The following is a 15,648-nucleotide window of genomic DNA, read 5'->3' on the forward strand; positions in this document are numbered from 1 at the left end:
GGCAAGGAAGTTTGCCTGAGCGGCCGGACGTGGTGACCCTGATGCCATGAGCAACCACTCCGGCCACGGCCACCACCACGACGGCCACCAGGGCCTGCACCACGAGCCCTCCGCACACGGGCACCACCACGGCGGGTCCGAACCCGACTGGGACGTCATGGCCCCGCTCCTGGAGCGCAACGCCGAGCTCAGCAGCGCGCAGTACACCGAGGCGGCCCGCTGGATCGCCGCCCTGCCCACCGCCCCGAAGGTCCGCCGGGTCCTCGACGTCGGCGCGGGACCCGGGGTGGTCGCCTGCCTGCTCGCCGAGGTCTTCCCGGACGCCGAGGTCGTCGCCGTCGACGGCACCCCCGCCCTCCTCGACCGCACCCGGGACCGGGCGCGGCGGCTCGGGCTCGACGGCCGCGTCACCACCCTGCACGCCGCCCTCCCCGAAGAGCTGTCCGCCCTGGGCGAGGCCGACCTGATCTGGGCCGGCAACACCCTGCACCACATGGGCGACCAGCGCGCCGTGCTCGCCGGATTCGGCGGACTGCTGCGCCCCGGTGGCACCGTCGCCCTGGTCGAGGGCGGGCTCCAGCCCCGGCAGCTCCCGCGCGACCTGGGCTTCGGCAGGCCAGGGATCGAAGCCCGGATGGAGGCCGCCGAGGCGGAGCTCTTCCAGGAGATGCGCGCGGAGCTGCCCGACGCCCGGCGCGAGGTCGAGAACTGGGCGGCCCTGTTCGGCGCGGCCGGCCTCACCCCGCAGGGCACCCGCAGCTTCCTGCTCGACCTGCCCGCGCCCCTCGGCGACGCGGCCCGTGAACAGGTCGTCGCGGACTTCACCCGCCGCAGCGGCGGGCTGCGCGACCACCTGGACGCCGAGGACCTCGCCGTCCTCGACCGGCTCCTGGACCCCGAGGACCCGGCATCCCTGCACCGCCGCCCGGACGTCTTCCTGCTTCTGGCCCGCACCCTCCACCTGGGCCGGCGCGACGCCTGAGCCATCCCCGTACCACAGCGAAACCGCCGCCCGGCTCGGAGAAGAGCGGGGCGGCGGTTCCGTAAAGCCGTGGCGGTCAGGCGCCGACGTTGAACTCGCCCGGGTTCGGGCCGAGCCGCTTGCCCTCGTCCAGCGCCGCGAACGCGGCCAGGTCGTCGGCGTCCAGCTCAAAGTCGAACACGTCGATGTTCTCCGCGATCCGCGACGGGGTCACGGACTTCGGGATCACCACGTTGCCCGTCTGGAGGTGCCAGCGCAGCACCGCCTGGGCGGGCGTGCGGTCGTGCTTGCGGGCGACCGCGTGGACCGTCGGAACCTCAAGGAGGCCCTTGCCGGAACCGAGCGGCGACCACGCCTCGGTGAGGATGCCGTGCTTGGCGTGCAGGGCGCGGGACTCGGCCTGCTGGAGCTGCGGGTGCAGCTCGATCTGGTTGAGCACCGGCACCACGGAGGTCTCACCGAGCAGCCGTTCCAGGTGCTCCGGGAGGAAGTTCGACACACCGATGGCCTTCGCGCGGCCGTCGGCGTAGATCTTCTCGAACGCCCGGTAGGTGTCGACGTACGCGTCCTTGGCCGGCACCGGCCAGTGGATCAGATACAGGTCCACGTAGTCGAGGCCCAGCTTCTCCAGCGAGGCGTCGAAGGCGCGCAGCGTCGAGTCGTAGCCCTGCTCGCTGTTCCACAGCTTGGTGGTCACGAACAGCTCGTCGCGGGCGACGCCCGAGGCGGCGATGGCCTTGCCGGTGCCCGCCTCGTTCTGGTAGATCGCGGCGGTGTCGATGCTGCGGTACCCGGACTCGATGGCGGTGGCGACCGCCTTCGTCGCCTCGTCGTCCGGCACCTGCCAGACTCCGAACCCGAGCTGGGGCATCTCGACGCCGTTGTTGAGGGTGAGGGAGGGGACCTGGCTCACGAGCTGAGGATCCTTACGTTGAGGGGTGGGACTCCCAAGGTCAACGATCAAGAACGCCCACGCATTCCCGGCAGCCGCGATCCGATCCCCGCTCAGCGGTACAGCGCGTCCACCTCGGTCTCGTACGCCGCCTCGATCGCCTTGCGCTTCAGCTTCAGCGACGGGGTGAGCAGCCCGTGCTGCTCGCTGAACTGGTGCGCCAGGATGCGGAACGTACGGATGGACTCCGCCTGCGAGACGGCGGTGTTCGCCGCCACCACCGCCCGGCGCACCTCCATCTCCAGGTCCGGGTCGCGGACCAGCTCGCCCGGGGCCAGCTGCTGCCGGCCCTGCATCGTCAGCCAGTGCTCCACCGCCTCCTGGTCGACGGTGACCAGCGCCGCCACATAGGGCCGGTCGTTGCCGACGACGATGCACTGCGCCACCAGCGGATGCGCCCGCACCCGCTCCTCCAGGGCGGCGGGCGACACGCTCTTGCCGCCGGACGTCACCAGGATCTCCTTCTTCCGCCCGGTGATCGTCAGATAGCCGTCCTCGTCCAGCGAGCCCAGGTCCCCGGTGGCCAGCCAGCCGTCGTTGAGCACCGCGTCGGTCGCCTTCGGGTCGCCGAGATACCCGCCGAAGACATGGCTCCCGTGCACCCACACCTCCCCGTCCTCCGCGATGTGCACCGTGCTGCCGGGGATCGGCTGCCCGACCGTGCCGTACCGGGTGCGCTCCGGCGGATTCGCGGTGGCCGCCGCCGTCGTCTCGGTCAGCCCGTACCCCTCGTACACCGTGACGCCGGCGCCCGCGAAGAACAGGCCGAGGCTGCGCTCCATGCCCGAGCCGCCCGACATGGCGTGCCGGATGCGGCCGCCCATCGCCTCGCGGACCTTCTTGTACACGACCTTGTCGAAGAACTGGTGCTGCATCCGCAGCCCGGCCGAGGGCCCCGGGCCGGTGCCGAAGGCCCGGGCCTCCATCGCCTCCGCGTACTTCACCGCGATGTCCACGGCCTTGTCGAACGGCCCCGCCCTGCCCTCCGCCTCCGCCCTGCGGCGGGCCGCGTTGAAGACCTTCTCGAAGATGTACGGCACCGCCAGGATGAACGTCGGCCGGAACGAGACCAGGTCCGGCATCAGGGCCTTCGCGGACAGCTCCGGCTGGTGCCCCAGCTTCACCCGGCCCCGGATCGCGGTGATCTCCACCATTCGCCCGAAGACGTGCGCCAGCGGAAGGAAGAGCAGCGTCACCGCCTCGTCGCCCGGTCTGGAGTGGAAGACCGACTCCCAGCGCGAGGCCATGGTGTCCGCCTCGAACATGAAGTTGGCGTGCGTGAGGACACAGCCCTTGGGGCGGCCCGTGGTGCCCGAGGTGTAGATCACGGTCGCCACCGACTCCGGGGTCACCGCCCGCCGGTGCCGGTGCACGACCTCGTCCTCGACGTGCGCACCCGCCTCGACCAGCTCCGCCACCGCGCCGGCGTCCAGCTGCCAGAGCCGCTTCAGCTGCGGCAGCCGGTCGATGACCGAGGCCACCGTCATCGCGTGGTCCTCGTGCTCCACCATCACCGCCGACACCTCGGCGTCGTGCAGCATCCAGAGCACCTGCTCGGCCGACGACGTCGGGTAGACCGGCACCGACTGGGCGCCCACCGCCCACAGCGCGAAGTCGAACAGCGTCCACTCGTAGCGCGTACGCGACATCAGGGCGACCCGGTCGCCGAACCGCACCCCGTGCGCGATCAACCCCTTGGCCAGGGCGAGCACCTCGTCACGGAACGCGGCCGACGTCACGTCCTGCCAGTTCCCGTCCGCGTCTTTCCGGCCGAGCGCGACCCGGTGCGGCTCCTCGTCGGCATGGTCGAACACGACATCGGCGAGGCCGCCCACGAGGGGCGCGGCCGCCATGGGCGGGACAGTGAATTCGCGCAATGACCTGCTCCTTGAGGTGCTCCGCACAGCGCCGCGACGCTACCCCACCGGACGCCGGTGCGGGAGGGTCCGGAACGGCCCGTACCACTTGGTATATGCACAGGTCAGGGGCCGAAATCCGGCCAAGTGGGCAAGGCTCGGGCACGCTTCTGACCATGGAGTAAGCAGCTCGGGCGGGAATCTCCACCGAATCTGTACGACGCGATCACTGCCGGTGTGGGTGGCTGCGTGCCGGTATGGCGGGTTCGCCGGGCCCCGGCTGCCGCGTCCCCGCCATTCTCCCCCTCGCGGGGCCGGGTCATGCCGGTTCACGCCCACGAACCCCGCGGATCAGCCGGTCGCCGCCCGCCAGGATCGCCGTCGCCAGCGCGTCCGCCGCCTGCTGCGCCCCGCCCCGGCGCCTGCCGTGCAGCAGGACGAAGTCCACCGCGCCCAGCTCCGGCAGCCCCGCCCGGGCGGGCACCGGCTCCAGGCCGGGCGGCACCAGGCCCCGGGTGTGCGCCATCACGCCGAGCCCCGCGTGGGCGGCCGCCACCAGACCGCTGAGGCTGCCGCTCGTGCACGCGATCCGCCAGGAGCGGCCCTGCTCCTCCAGCACCTCCAGGGCCCGCGCCCGTGTGATGCCCGGCGGCGGGAAGACGACCAGCGGCACCGGACGGTCCGGGTCGAGCCGGAGCCCCGGCGCGCCGATCCAGACCAGGGCGTCCTGCCAGACCAGCTGCCCGTGCGTGTCCCCGGCCCGCCGCTTGGCCAGCACCAGATCGAGACGGCCCGCCTCCAGCTGCCGGTGCAGGGTCCCCGACAGCTCCACGGTCAGCTCCAGCTCGACCTCCGGATGGTCGCGCCGGAACGTCTGGAGGATCTCGGGCAGCCGGGTCTGCACGAAGTCCTCCGAGGCGCCGAACCGCAGCCGTCCGCGCAGCCGCGTTCCGGTGAAGTACGCCGAGGCCCGCTCGTGCGCCTCCAGGATCGTCCGGGCGAAGCCGAGCATCGCCTCGCCGTCCGCCGTGAGATCGACGCGGTGGGTGTCCCGGGCGAACAGCTGCCGCCCGGTCGCGTCCTCCAGCCGCCGCACATGCTGGCTCACCGTGGACTGCCGCACCCCGAGCCGGCGGGCGGCGGCGGTGAAGGACAGGGTCTGGGCGACGGCCAGAAAGGTGCGCAGCTGCGCGGGGTCGTACATGCCGGGCAGGCTATCGCGGATCGTGATGGCAGTCAGAGCGGTGTACGGGTTTCCCGATCGGAGGGCCTCCGAGCAGGATGGTTCCCGGGAACGCCCCGACCCTGAACGAGAGAAACGTGGTCACATGAGCCGCCGCATCCCGCAGCCGCCGTCCTGGCTGCCGGTCGACCCGTACATAGCGGCGCTGATCGGCACCGTCGTCCTCGCGGCGCTGCTGCCGGCCTCGGGCCCGGCCGCCGAGGTGGCCGGCGGCGCCTCCACGGGCGCGGTCGCGCTCCTCTTCTTCCTGTACGGGGCGCGCCTGTCCACGGCCGAGGCGCTGGACGGGCTGCGCCACTGGCGGCTCCACCTCACGGTCCTGGCCTGCACCTTCGTCGTCTTCCCGCTGCTGGGGCTGGCGAGCGCGGGCCTCGTGCCGTACGTCCTGTCGCCGCAGTTGCAGAGCGGCTTCCTCTTCCTGTGCCTGGTCCCCTCGACCATCCAGTCCTCGATCGCCTTCACCTCGATCGCCCGGGGAAACGTGCCCGCCGCGATCTGCGCGGGGTCCTTCTCCTCGGTCGCCGGGATCTTCCTCACCCCGCTTCTCGCCGCCGCGCTGCTCGGCGGCGACGGGGGCGGGTTCTCCGGCGGGGCCCTGCTGAAGATCGGCGTCCAGCTGCTGCTTCCGTTCGCCTTGGGCCAGCTGCTGCGCCGCCGCATCGGGGGCTTCGTCGCCCGCCACCGCAAGGTCCTCGGATTCGTCGACCGGGGCTCGATCCTGCTCGTCGTCTACACCGCGTTCAGCGAGGGCATGGTCGCCGGCATCTGGCACCAGGTGACCCCGGTCCGGCTCGGCGCCCTCCTCGCCGCCGAGGCGGTGCTGCTCGCGCTGATGCTCACGGTGACCTGGTACGGCGCGAAGCGCCTCGGCTTCGGCCGCGCCGACCGCGTCGCGATCCAGTTCGCCGGGTCCAAGAAGAGCCTGGCCTCCGGGCTGCCCATGGCCAGCGTCCTCTTCGGCGCACAGGCGAGCCTGGCGGTCCTGCCGCTGATGCTCTTCCACCAGATGCAGCTGATGGTCTGCGCGGTCATCGCCAAGCGGCGCGCCCGCGACGGTCAGGACGCCGTGTCGCCCGAAGCCGCGCCGGTGTCCTAGCCCGCGTCCAGCGCGATGCGGTGCTCTCCGGCGTACACGTTCATCGAGGGACCCCGCAGGAAGCCGACCAGGGTCAGGCCCGTCTCGGCTGCCAGGTCGACGGCGAGGGACGAGGGTGCCGAGACGGCCGCCAGCACCGGTATCCCGGCCATCACCGCCTTCTGCGCCAGCTCGAACGAGGCACGCCCCGACACCAGCAGGACCGACCGGGACAGCGGCAGCCGCCCGTCCGTCAGCGCCCGGCCCACCAGCTTGTCGACCGCGTTGTGCCGCCCGACGTCCTCCCGTACGTCCATCAGCTCGCCGGTCTCCGAGAACAGCGCCGCCGCGTGCAGGCCCCCGGTCCGGTCGAAGACCCGCTGCGAGGCCCGCAGCCGGTCGGGCAGTGCGGCCAGCAGGGCGGGGGCCAGCAGCAGCGGGGGAGTGTCGGCGACGGGGTGCCGGGTCGTGGTGCGGACGGCGTCCAGGCTCGCCTTGCCGCACAGCCCGCAGGACGACGTGGTGTAGACGTTGCGCTCCAGCGTGATGTCGGGGACCTCGGCACCCGGTGCGAGCCGCACGTCCACCACGTTGTACGTGTTGACCCCGTCGGCGGTCGCGCCCGCGCAGTACACGATCGACCGCACATCGCCCTGGTCACCGATCACGCCCTCGCTGACCAGGAAGCCCGCCGCCAGCGCGAAGTCGTCGCCCGGGGTGCGCATGGTGATGGCCAGCGGCTTCCCGTTCAGCCGGATCTCGAGGGGCTCCTCGGCGACGAGGGTGTCGGGGCGGGTGGAGACGGCCCCGTCCCGGATGCGGATGGTGCGGCGGCGCTCGGTGACCCGTCCCATGACCGTTGGACCCGTATTTCTGTGTGTGAGGGGGCTTGGGATTTCTGTGTGTGAGGGGGCTTGGGCCGCACCGGCGGTGCGCCCGACGCTGCCATTGTCCTGCACCTCCGGCGCGGTGCCGCAACGGGAGGGGCCGGGCGCCGGCCACCGGGGGTGGTGTCGAGCCCTCCAAGCCGGGGCCGGTATTCCTGTGGGATCACCTGCCCCCGTACCGGGCGGTAGCGACCAAGACTGGTTGGTTCCTGACAGATGGAGCGAGGGGACCCTGTTTTATGACCGGCTCACGTGTCGTGGCGCTCGGCCACTACCAGCCCGCCAAGGTGCTCACCAACCACGATCTGGCGGCCATGGTCGACACCAGTGACGAGTGGATCACCAGCCGGGTCGGCATCAGGACCCGCCACATCGGCGGTCCCGACGAGCCGGTGGACGAGCTGGCCGCGCACGCGGCGGCCAAGGCTCTCGCCTCGGCCGGTCTCCAGCCGTCCGACATCGACCTCGTGCTGGTCGCCACCTCCACCGCCATCGACCGCTCGCCGAGCATGTCGGCCCGGGTCGCCGCCCGCCTCGGTATGGAGGCGCCCGCGGTGATGGACATCAACGTGGTGTGCTCCGGCTTCACCCACGCCCTCGCCACCGCCGACCACGCGCTGCGGGCCGGTGCCGCCACCCGCGCCCTGGTCATCGGCGCCGACAAGATGGGCGACATCGTCGACTGGACGGATCGTTCCAGCTGTGTGCTGATGGGGGACGGCGCAGGTGCGGCCGTCGTCGTCGCCGACCCGCCCGACGCGGAGCGCCCCGGCATCGGACCGGTGCTGTGGGGCTCGGTCCCGGGGATGGGGGACGCGGTCCGCATCGAGGGGACGCCGCCGCGCTTCGCACAGGAGGGCCAGTCCGTGTACCGCTGGGCCACCACCCAGCTGCCCCCCATCGCCCGCAAGGTGTGCGAGAAGGCGGGCCTCACCCCGGAGGACCTGGCCGCGGTCGTCCTGCACCAGGCCAACCTGCGGATCATCGAGCCGGTCGCCCGGAAGATCGGCGCGGTCAACGCCGTCGTCGCGCGCGACGTGGTCGACTCCGGCAACACCTCCGCCGCCTCCATCCCCATGGCCCTGTCCAAGCTGGTCGAACGGGGCGAGATCCCCGGCGGCGCGCCCGTGCTCCTCTTCGGCTTCGGCGGCAACCTCAGCTACGCGGGACAGGTGATCAGCTGCCCGTGAGCCACGCGTAGCCCAGCCCGTTGTCGCGTAGCCCGGCCCTTTGTCCTCGGAGTGGAGAAAGTTCGCCGGATTTCTGCGCGACTTCTTCCCAGTCCCGCCGAGCGCTGCTACGTTCCCCTCCCAAGCCCGACGGACAGGCCGACGAGGCGGGAGGGGCGCGTGAGACGAATGACGGCACGACCCGCGAACGCCCACCAGGCGCGACTGCTCAAGCTGTTGCGCGACGGTGGGCCCAACTCCCGGGCGAAGCTGGGCGATCAGGTCGACCTCTCCCGGTCCAAGCTGGCCGTCGAGGTCGACCGGCTGCTGGAGACCGGACTCGTCGTCGCCGACGGGCTCGCCGCGTCCCGGGGCGGACGCCGCTCGCACAACATCCGGCTCGCCCCGCACCTGCGCTTCCTCGGCGTCGACATCGGCGCCACCCACGTCGACGTGGCGGTCACCAACGCGGAGCTGGAGGTCCTGGGCCACCTCAACCACCCCATGGACGTACGCGAAGGGCCCGTCGCGGTCTTCGAGCAGGTGCTGTCCATGGCGACGAAGCTCCGGGACGCCGGGCTCGCCGACAGCTTCGACGGCGCCGGGATCGGCGTCCCCGGACCGGTCCGCTTCCCCGAGGGCGTCCCCGTCGCACCCCCGATCATGCCCGGCTGGGACGGCTTCCCGGTCCGTGAGGCACTCAGCCAGGAGCTGGGCTGCCCGGTCATGGTCGACAACGACGTGAACCTGATGGCCCTGGGGGAGCAGCATGCGGGCGTCGCCCGTTCGGTCGGCGACTTCCTCTGCGTCAAGATCGGTACGGGCATCGGCTGCGGCATCGTCGTCGGCGGCACCGTCCACCGGGGCGCGACGGGCAGCGCCGGCGACATCGGGCACATCCAGGTCGAACCCGGCGGCCGGCTCTGCGCCTGCGGCAACAAGGGCTGCCTGGAAGCCCACTTCAGCGGCGCCGCGCTCGCCCGGGACGCCGAGGACGCGGCCCGCGCCGGACGGTCCGAGGAGCTCGCGGCCCGCCTGAAGGCGTCCGGCCGGCTCACCGCCGCGGACGTGGCCGCCGCCGCGGCCGCCGGGGACGCCGCCTCGCTCCTCCTGATCCGCGAGGGCGGCAACCGCGTCGGCCAGGTCATCGCGGGCCTCGTCAGCTTCTTCAACCCCACCCTGGTGGTGATCGGCGGCGGGGTGACCGGACTCGGCCACACCCTGCTGGCCGCCGTCCGGGCCCAGGTCTACCGGCGCTCCCTGCCGCTGGCCACCGGCAACCTACCGATCGTCCTGGGCGAGCTGGGACCCGCCGCCGGAGTCACCGGCGCGGCCAGGCTCATCAGCGACCACCTCTTCTCACCCGTCTGACCCGCCCGCCCGCCCGAGCGGCCGGCCCCACACACCCACACCTCGTCCGCCGAGGGGATTCGTCATGGCTCCGCAACCACCCCTGCTCACCATGTCCGGCATCACCAAGTCCTTCCCCGGCGTCCGCGCCCTGGACGGCGTCGACCTGGAGGTCCAGGCCGGCGAAGTGCACTGCCTGCTCGGCCAGAACGGGGCCGGCAAGTCCACCCTCATCAAGGTCCTGGCCGGCGCCCACCAGCCCGACGACGGCGCGATCACCTGGCGCGGCGAACCCGCCGAACTCAAGTCGCCCATGGCCGCGATGCGCCTCGGCATCGCCACCATCTACCAGGAACTCGACCTGGTCCGGGGCCTGTCGGTCGCCGAGAACGTCTTCCTGGGGCACGAGTTCACCAGCGCCGGCTTCGTCGTCCGCTCCCGCCGCGCCCGTGCCGAGGCCGCCGCCCTGCTGGCGAGGCTCGGTCACCCGGAGATCGACCCGGCCCGCCCGGTCGGTGAACTCTCCGCCGCCCAGCAGCAGATCGTCTCCATGGCCCGGGCGCTCTCGCACGACGTGCGCCTCATCGTGATGGACGAGCCGTCCGCCGCGCTCGACCCCGACGAGGTCGGCAACCTCTTCCGGATCATCGCCTCACTCACCGCCGAGGGCGTCGCCGTCGTCTACATCTCGCACCGCCTGGAGGAGATCCGCCGCATCGGCGACCGGGTGACGGTGCTCAAGGACGGCCGTGCCGTCGCCGCCGGGCTGCCCGCCGAGACCACCCCGACGCACGACATCGTGGCGCTGATGACGGGCCGCAAGGTGGAGTACGTCTTCCCGCCCCGCACCCCGCCGCCCGCCGGGCGCGCCGAGGCCGCACCCGTTCTCACCGTCGAAGGGCTCGCCAGGGACGGGGAGTTCGCCCCGGTCGATCTGGAGGTCCGGCCCGGGGAGATCGTCGGCCTCGCCGGACTCGTCGGCTCCGGGCGCTCCGAGATCCTGGAGACGGTCTACGGGGCGCGCCGGGCCACCGCCGGCCGGGTCACCGTCGACGGGAAGGCGCTGCGGCCCGGGAGCGTGCGCTCCGCCGTCGCCGCCGGCATCGGCCTCGCCCCCGAGGAACGCAAGGCCCAGGCCCTGCTGATGCTCGAATCCGTCACCCGTAACGTCTCGCTGTCCACCATGTCCCGTTACTCCAGGGCCGGTTGGCTGGACCGCATCGCGGAACGCAGGGCGGCGGGCGAGGCCACCCGGGCCCTGTCGCTGCACCCCGACAACCCGGACACCCCCGTGCGCAACCTCTCCGGCGGCAACCAGCAGAAGGCGGTCCTGGCCCGCTGGCTGCTGCGCGGCTGCCGGGTCCTGCTGCTGGACGAACCGACCCGTGGTGTGGACGTCGGCGCCCGCGCCGAGCTCTACGCCGTGATCCGCCGGCTGGCCGACGAAGGGCTGGCCGTGCTGCTCGTCTCCAGCGAAGTGCCCGAAGTCCTGGGCCTCGCCGACCGGGTGCTCGTCCTGCGCGAGGGGCGTGTGGTGCACACCGCCGACGCCACGGAGCTGGACGAGCACCGCGTACTCGACCTCGTGATGGAAGGGAGCCCGACGTCATGACCCACCCCGTTCCCACGGCGCGGCAGAGCGGGCCGGACCAGGCCCCCGCCCCCGTGACCCTGAAGAAGCCCGGAGCCCGGCGCGTCCCCGGGCTGCGCCTGGACCTGCACACCCTGTCCCTGCTCGGCATCCTCGCCGTGCTGGTGGCCGTCGGCGGATTCACCGAACCCGACGCCTTCCTGGACACCGGAAACCTCCAACTCGTCCTGACCCAGGCGTCGGTGATCGGGGTCGTCACCGTCGGCGTGACCTTCGTCATCACCTCGGGCGGCATCGACCTCTCGGTCGGCGCGATGGTCGCCCTGGCCTCCGTCTGGGCGAGCACGGTCGCCACCCAGGAGTACGGGCTCGCGGGCATCCTGTTCACCGCCGTACTCGTCGGCCTGGGCGCCGGTCTGGTCAACGGGGTGCTCATCGCGTACGGGAGGGTGGTGCCGTTCATCGCGACGCTGGCGATGCTCGCCTCGGCGCGCGGGGTCGCCCTCATGATCACCGACGGCAAGACCCAGATGGTCACCGTCGACGCGGTCCTGGACCTGGGGCTCCCGGACTCCTACGTCCTCGGCATCCCGCCGCTCGTCCTGATCTTCGCGGCGGTCACCGTCGCCGGCTGGCTGCTGCTGAACCGTACGACCTTCGGCCGCCGCACCGTCGCCATCGGCGGCAACGCCGAAGCGGCCCGGCTCGCCGGCATCGACGTCCGCAGGCAGCGGCTCTACCTCTACCTGCTGTCCGGGCTCTGCTGCGGCATCGCCGCCTTCATGCTGATCATCCTGTCCGGCTCCGGCCAGAACACCGCGGGCAACCTCTACGAACTCGACGCCATCGCCGCCGCGATCATCGGCGGCACCCTCCTCAGCGGCGGACGCGGCACCATCACCGGCTCCGTCCTCGGCGTCCTGATCTTCACCACGATCACCAACATCTTCGCGCTCAACAACCTCCAGAGCGATGTTCAGCAGATCGCCAAGGGCGCGATCATCGTCGCCGCCGTCCTCGTCCAGAGCCGCACCGCCCGCACCGAGACCTGAACCGCCCGGCCCGTCCACCTTCCGCACACCCACCCCGGATGAAGGGTTCCACCGCCATGCCTCAAACCAGTCGCAGAGGGCTCCTGTTCGGTACCGCAGCCGTCTCCGCCGGCGCCCTCCTCACCGCGTGCACCAGCAACGACCCCAAGGAGAAGGACGCGCCCGCGCAGAGCGGGGCGCCCGCCGCCGACGACAAGCCGGGCAGGCCCGTCACCATCGGCTTCGCGGGGCCCCAGGCCGACCACGGCTGGCTCAACGCCATCAACGAGCAGGCCAGGTCCCGGGCGAAGAAGTACTCCGAGGTCACCCTGGAGACCACCGAGGGCTCCAACGACACCGCCGCCCAGATCGGCCAGGTCAAGACCCTCATCAACAAGAAGGTCGACGTCCTGGTCGTGCTGCCCGCAGACGGCAAGGCCCTCACCCAGGTCGGCCTGGAGGCCATGCGGGCGGGCATCCCCGTCATCAACCTGGACCGCATCTTCGCGTCGCCGCAGGCGTACCGCTGCTGGATCGGCGGCGACAACTACGGCATGGGCCTCAACGCCGGTACCTACATCGGCGAACAGCTCAAGGACAAGAAGAACGCCAAGGTCGTCGAGCTCGCCGGGATCGACAACCTGGAACTCACCAAGCAGCGCAGCAAGGGCTTCGCCGACGCGCTGAAGAACTACTCCAACATCGAACTGGTGGCCCGTCAGGCGGCCGACTTCACCGTGGAGTCGGGTCAGGCCAAGATGGCCCAACTCCTCCAGGCCCAGAAGAAGTTCGACGCCCTGTGGAACCACGACGACGACCAGGGCGTGGGCGCCCTGCGCGCGATCGAGCAGGCCGGGCGCGACGAGTTCATGATGGTCGGCGGCGCCGGGGCCAAGTCCGCCATGGACGCCATCAAGGCCGGCAACACCGTCCTGAAGGCCACCGTCCTCTACCCGCCGACCATGGCTGCCTCCGCCATCGACCTGGCCCGTGCCCTCGGCCAGTCCAAGGGGGTGTCCGGCCTCTCCGAGCTGGAGATCCCCACCAGCCTCACCCTGTACTCCGCCGTCGTCACCAAGGACAACGTCGACCAGTACCTGCCGACGGGCTTCAACTGAGCCGCACCGCCGCCGCACCCGCCGAACCACCGACGAGGAGGAAGCCCCGGATGGCCCAGAGGGATCAGACACAGCAGGAGACGGGAGCGCCGCCGACGCTCGGGATCGGCATGGTCGGATACGCGTTCATGGGCGCCGCCCACTCCCAGGGGTGGCGCACCGCAGGACACGTCTTCGACCTGCCGATGCGGCCGGTCCTCGCCGCGGTCTGCGGACGCGACCGCACCGCGGTCGAGGCGGCGGCCGGGCGGCACGGCTGGGCCGCCGCCGAGACCGACTGGCGCGCCCTGATCGCCCGCGACGACGTGCACCTGGTCGACATCTGCACGCCCGGCGACAGCCACGCGGAGATCGCCGTCGCCGCCCTGGAGGCCGGCAAGCACGTCCTCTGCGAGAAGCCGCTCGCCAACACCGTGGCCGAGGCGGAGGCCATGACGGCGGCGGCCGGGCGCGCCGCCGCCCTGGGCCGGTCGGCCTTCGTCGGCTTCAACTACCGCCGGGTGCCCGCCCTCGCCCACGCCCGCCGGCTCATCGAGGACGGCCGCCTCGGCGCCCTGCGCCATGTGCGCGCCGTCTACCTCCAGGACTGGCTGACCGACCCCGCGTCGCCGCTCACCTGGCGCCTGGACAAGGACCGCGCGGGCTCCGGCGCACTCGGCGACCTCGGGGCGCACGTCGTGGACCTCGCGCAGTACCTCGCGGGGGAGCCGCTGGTCGCGGTGTCGGCGCTGACCGAGACCTTCGTACGTGAACGCCCTCGGCCCGCGGGACCGGCCGGGGGTCTCGGCGGCGGGGCGGCGGCCGGGGACACCGGCCCGGTCACCGTGGACGACGCCGCCGCCTTCAGCGGCCGGCTCGCCTCCGGCGCCCTGGCGTCGTTCGAGGTGACGCGGATGGCGGCCGGCCGCAAGAACGCTCTGCGCCTGGAGATCAACGGGGAGCGCGGCTCGCTCGCCTTCGACCTGGAGCGCCTCAACGAACTGTCCTTCCACGACCACACCGAACCCGCCGCCACGGCCGGCTTCCGGCGCGTCCTCGTCACCGAGCCCGAGCACCCGTACCTGGAGGCGTGGTGGCCGCCGGGCCACACCCTCGGTTACGAGCACACCTTCGTCCACCAGGCCCGGGACGTGGTGTGCGCCATCGCCGGGGGCGCCCCGGAGGTTCCGACGTTCGCGGACGGCCTTCAGGTGCAGCGGGTGCTGGCCGCGGTGGAGGAGAGCGCCGCGAAGTACTCCGTCCTCACCCCCGTAACGCTCTAGGAGGTCCCGTCCCCATGCCCCGTCCCTTCACTCTCTTCACCGGCCAGTGGGCCGACCTGCCCCTGGAGGAGGTCTGCCGGCACGCCCGCGACTTCGGGTACGACGGCCTCGAACTCGCCTGTTGGGGCGACCACTTCGAGGTGGACAAGGCCCTCGCCGACCCGGCGTACCTGGACGGCCGCCGCCAACTCCTCGACAAGTACGGCCTGAAGTGCTGGGCGGTCTCCAACCACCTGGTGGGCCAAGCCGTCTGCGACCACCCCATCGACGAACGCCACCAGGGCATCCTGCCCGCCCGCATCTGGGGCGACGGTGAGCCGGAGGGGGTGCGCCGGCGGGCCGCCGCCGAGATGGCGGACACCGCGCGGGCGGCCGCCGCCTTCGGCGTGGACACCGTCATCGGCTTCACGGGATCGTCGATCTGGCACCTGGTGGCGATGTTCCCGCCGGTCCCGCCGCACATGATCGAGCGCGGCTACGAGGACTTCGCGGAGCGCTGGAACCCGGTCCTGGACGTCTTCGACGCGGAGGGCGTGCGCTTCGCCCACGAGGTCCACCCCAGCGAGATCGCGTACGACTACTGGACCACGCACCGCGCGCTCGAAGCGGTGGACCACCGCCCGGCCTTCGGCCTCAACTTCGACCCGAGCCACTTCGTCTGGCAGGACCTGGACCCGGTCGGCTTCCTGTACGACTTCCGGGACCGGATCTACCACGTGGACTGCAAGGAGGCCCGCAAGCGCCTGGACGGCCGCAACGGCCGCCTCGGCTCCCATCTGCCCTGGGGCGACCCGCGCAGGGGCTGGGACTTCGTCTCGGCCGGCCATGGGGACGTGCCCTGGGAGGACGTCTTCCGGATGCTGCGGTCCATCGGCTACGAGGGCCCCGTGTCCGTGGAGTGGGAGGACGCCGGCATGGACCGCCTTGCGGGCGCCCCGGAGGCGCTGGCCTCGCTGAAGCGGTACGACTTCGACCCGCCGAGCGCATCCTTCGACGCGGCGTTCGGGGGCAGTGACTGATCTCCCTCGCGACGGCGCCCGGCGGTCCACACGCGCCGCCGGGCCGCTCCGCCCTGCCCTCATCCCGCTTTGTCCTCAGCCAGGAAAAAGTCCGGCAACTCTGCGCACAAGGG

General features: G+C 72.2%; 13 protein-coding genes. 9 read left to right on the forward strand and 4 right to left on the reverse strand.

Annotated features, from left to right (window positions below):
* Positions 1 to 46: 46 nt before the first annotated feature.
* The gene (locus ACIQZN_RS00215) at positions 47 to 982 is read left to right on the forward strand and encodes a class I SAM-dependent methyltransferase (RefSeq protein ID WP_403986021.1); all 936 of its coding nucleotides are present in this window, start codon (positions 47 to 49) and stop codon (positions 980 to 982) included.
* Positions 983 to 1,058: 76 nt separating this feature from the next.
* Here ACIQZN_RS00215 and ACIQZN_RS00220 read toward each other — a convergent pair whose 3' ends face one another.
* The 3 genes from ACIQZN_RS00220 to ACIQZN_RS00230 all read right to left on the reverse strand — a co-directional run bounded on the left by ACIQZN_RS00220 (position 1,059) and on the right by ACIQZN_RS00230 (position 4,994).
* The gene (locus ACIQZN_RS00220) at positions 1,059 to 1,895 is read right to left on the reverse strand and encodes an aldo/keto reductase (RefSeq protein WP_403986024.1); all 837 of its coding nucleotides are present in this window, start codon (positions 1,893 to 1,895) and stop codon (positions 1,059 to 1,061) included.
* Between the two features lie 92 nt (positions 1,896 to 1,987).
* Entirely contained in the window at positions 1,988 to 3,787 is a 1,800-nt protein-coding gene (locus ACIQZN_RS00225) for an AMP-dependent synthetase/ligase (protein ID WP_403987343.1), read from the reverse strand.
* 322 nt (positions 3,788 to 4,109) lie between these two features.
* Complete coding sequence (locus ACIQZN_RS00230; RefSeq protein WP_403986027.1) at positions 4,110 to 4,994, reverse strand: LysR family transcriptional regulator; 885 nt, start codon at positions 4,992 to 4,994, stop codon at positions 4,110 to 4,112.
* Between the two features lie 124 nt (positions 4,995 to 5,118).
* Here ACIQZN_RS00230 and ACIQZN_RS00235 point away from each other — a divergent pair, with 124 nt between their 5' ends.
* Positions 5,119 to 6,129: a bile acid:sodium symporter family protein gene (locus ACIQZN_RS00235; protein WP_403986030.1), complete on the forward strand. Its 1,011-nt coding sequence runs from the start codon at positions 5,119 to 5,121 to the stop codon at positions 6,127 to 6,129.
* On the opposite strand, the gene fdhD is transcribed toward ACIQZN_RS00235, so the two are convergent.
* The gene (gene fdhD, locus ACIQZN_RS00240; RefSeq protein ID WP_403986033.1) at positions 6,126 to 6,962 is read right to left on the reverse strand and encodes a formate dehydrogenase accessory sulfurtransferase FdhD; all 837 of its coding nucleotides are present in this window, start codon (positions 6,960 to 6,962) and stop codon (positions 6,126 to 6,128) included. The two genes, ACIQZN_RS00235 and fdhD, sit on opposite strands and share 4 nt — an antisense overlap.
* 272 nt (positions 6,963 to 7,234) lie before the next feature.
* On the opposite strand from fdhD, the gene ACIQZN_RS00245 reads away from it, so the two are divergent.
* From ACIQZN_RS00245 to ACIQZN_RS00275, 7 genes are all read left to right on the forward strand, one after another.
* Positions 7,235 to 8,185 carry a beta-ketoacyl-ACP synthase III gene (locus tag ACIQZN_RS00245; protein WP_403986036.1) on the forward strand — a complete coding sequence of 317 codons (951 nt, stop codon included), beginning with the start codon at positions 7,235 to 7,237 and terminating at the stop codon, positions 8,183 to 8,185.
* A gap of 168 nt (positions 8,186 to 8,353) precedes the next feature.
* On the forward strand, positions 8,354 to 9,535 hold the full coding sequence (locus ACIQZN_RS00250) for an ROK family protein (protein ID WP_403986039.1): 1,182 nt from the start codon (positions 8,354 to 8,356) through the stop codon (positions 9,533 to 9,535).
* Between the two features lie 64 nt (positions 9,536 to 9,599).
* Complete coding sequence (locus ACIQZN_RS00255) at positions 9,600 to 11,126, forward strand: sugar ABC transporter ATP-binding protein (protein ID WP_403986042.1); 1,527 nt, start codon at positions 9,600 to 9,602, stop codon at positions 11,124 to 11,126.
* Positions 11,123 to 12,157 carry an ABC transporter permease gene (locus tag ACIQZN_RS00260; protein WP_403986045.1) on the forward strand — a complete coding sequence of 345 codons (1,035 nt, stop codon included), beginning with the start codon at positions 11,123 to 11,125 and terminating at the stop codon, positions 12,155 to 12,157. The genes ACIQZN_RS00255 and ACIQZN_RS00260 overlap by 4 nt, the downstream gene beginning before the upstream one ends.
* Positions 12,158 to 12,213: 56 nt before the next feature.
* The gene (locus ACIQZN_RS00265; protein WP_403986048.1) at positions 12,214 to 13,254 is read left to right on the forward strand and encodes a substrate-binding domain-containing protein; all 1,041 of its coding nucleotides are present in this window, start codon (positions 12,214 to 12,216) and stop codon (positions 13,252 to 13,254) included.
* A 50-nt stretch (positions 13,255 to 13,304) separates the two neighbouring features.
* Positions 13,305 to 14,516 carry a Gfo/Idh/MocA family protein gene (locus tag ACIQZN_RS00270; RefSeq protein ID WP_403986051.1) on the forward strand — a complete coding sequence of 404 codons (1,212 nt, stop codon included), beginning with the start codon at positions 13,305 to 13,307 and terminating at the stop codon, positions 14,514 to 14,516.
* A 14-nt stretch (positions 14,517 to 14,530) separates the two neighbouring features.
* A complete protein-coding gene (locus ACIQZN_RS00275; protein WP_403986054.1) occupies positions 14,531 to 15,535 on the forward strand; it encodes a sugar phosphate isomerase/epimerase family protein in 1,005 nt (334 codons plus the stop codon).
* Positions 15,536 to 15,648: the final 113 nt, after the last annotated feature.

Source organism: Streptomyces sp. NPDC097595, from assembly GCF_044761525.1.
Classification (GTDB): domain Bacteria; phylum Actinomycetota; class Actinomycetes; order Streptomycetales; family Streptomycetaceae; genus Streptomyces; species Streptomyces drozdowiczii_A.

Excerpts from the sequence above, each read along its gene's own strand:
- ACIQZN_RS00215 (WP_403986021.1), top strand. The coding sequence starts at position 47 with ATGAGCAACCACTCCGGCCACGGCCACCACCACGACGGCCACCAGGGC.
- ACIQZN_RS00225 (WP_403987343.1), bottom strand. The coding sequence starts at position 3,787 with ATGGCGGCCGCGCCCCTCGTGGGCGGCCTCGCCGATGTCGTGTTCGAC.
- ACIQZN_RS00230 (WP_403986027.1), bottom strand. The coding sequence starts at position 4,994 with ATGTACGACCCCGCGCAGCTGCGCACCTTTCTGGCCGTCGCCCAGACC.
- ACIQZN_RS00235 (WP_403986030.1), top strand. The coding sequence starts at position 5,119 with ATGAGCCGCCGCATCCCGCAGCCGCCGTCCTGGCTGCCGGTCGACCCG.
- fdhD (WP_403986033.1), bottom strand. The coding sequence starts at position 6,962 with ATGGGACGGGTCACCGAGCGCCGCCGCACCATCCGCATCCGGGACGGG.
- ACIQZN_RS00245 (WP_403986036.1), top strand. The coding sequence starts at position 7,235 with ATGACCGGCTCACGTGTCGTGGCGCTCGGCCACTACCAGCCCGCCAAG.
- ACIQZN_RS00250 (WP_403986039.1), top strand. The coding sequence starts at position 8,354 with ATGACGGCACGACCCGCGAACGCCCACCAGGCGCGACTGCTCAAGCTG.
- ACIQZN_RS00255 (WP_403986042.1), top strand. The coding sequence starts at position 9,600 with ATGGCTCCGCAACCACCCCTGCTCACCATGTCCGGCATCACCAAGTCC.
- ACIQZN_RS00260 (WP_403986045.1), top strand. The coding sequence starts at position 11,123 with ATGACCCACCCCGTTCCCACGGCGCGGCAGAGCGGGCCGGACCAGGCC.
- ACIQZN_RS00265 (WP_403986048.1), top strand. The coding sequence starts at position 12,214 with ATGCCTCAAACCAGTCGCAGAGGGCTCCTGTTCGGTACCGCAGCCGTC.
- ACIQZN_RS00270 (WP_403986051.1), top strand. The coding sequence starts at position 13,305 with ATGGCCCAGAGGGATCAGACACAGCAGGAGACGGGAGCGCCGCCGACG.
- ACIQZN_RS00275 (WP_403986054.1), top strand. The coding sequence starts at position 14,531 with ATGCCCCGTCCCTTCACTCTCTTCACCGGCCAGTGGGCCGACCTGCCC.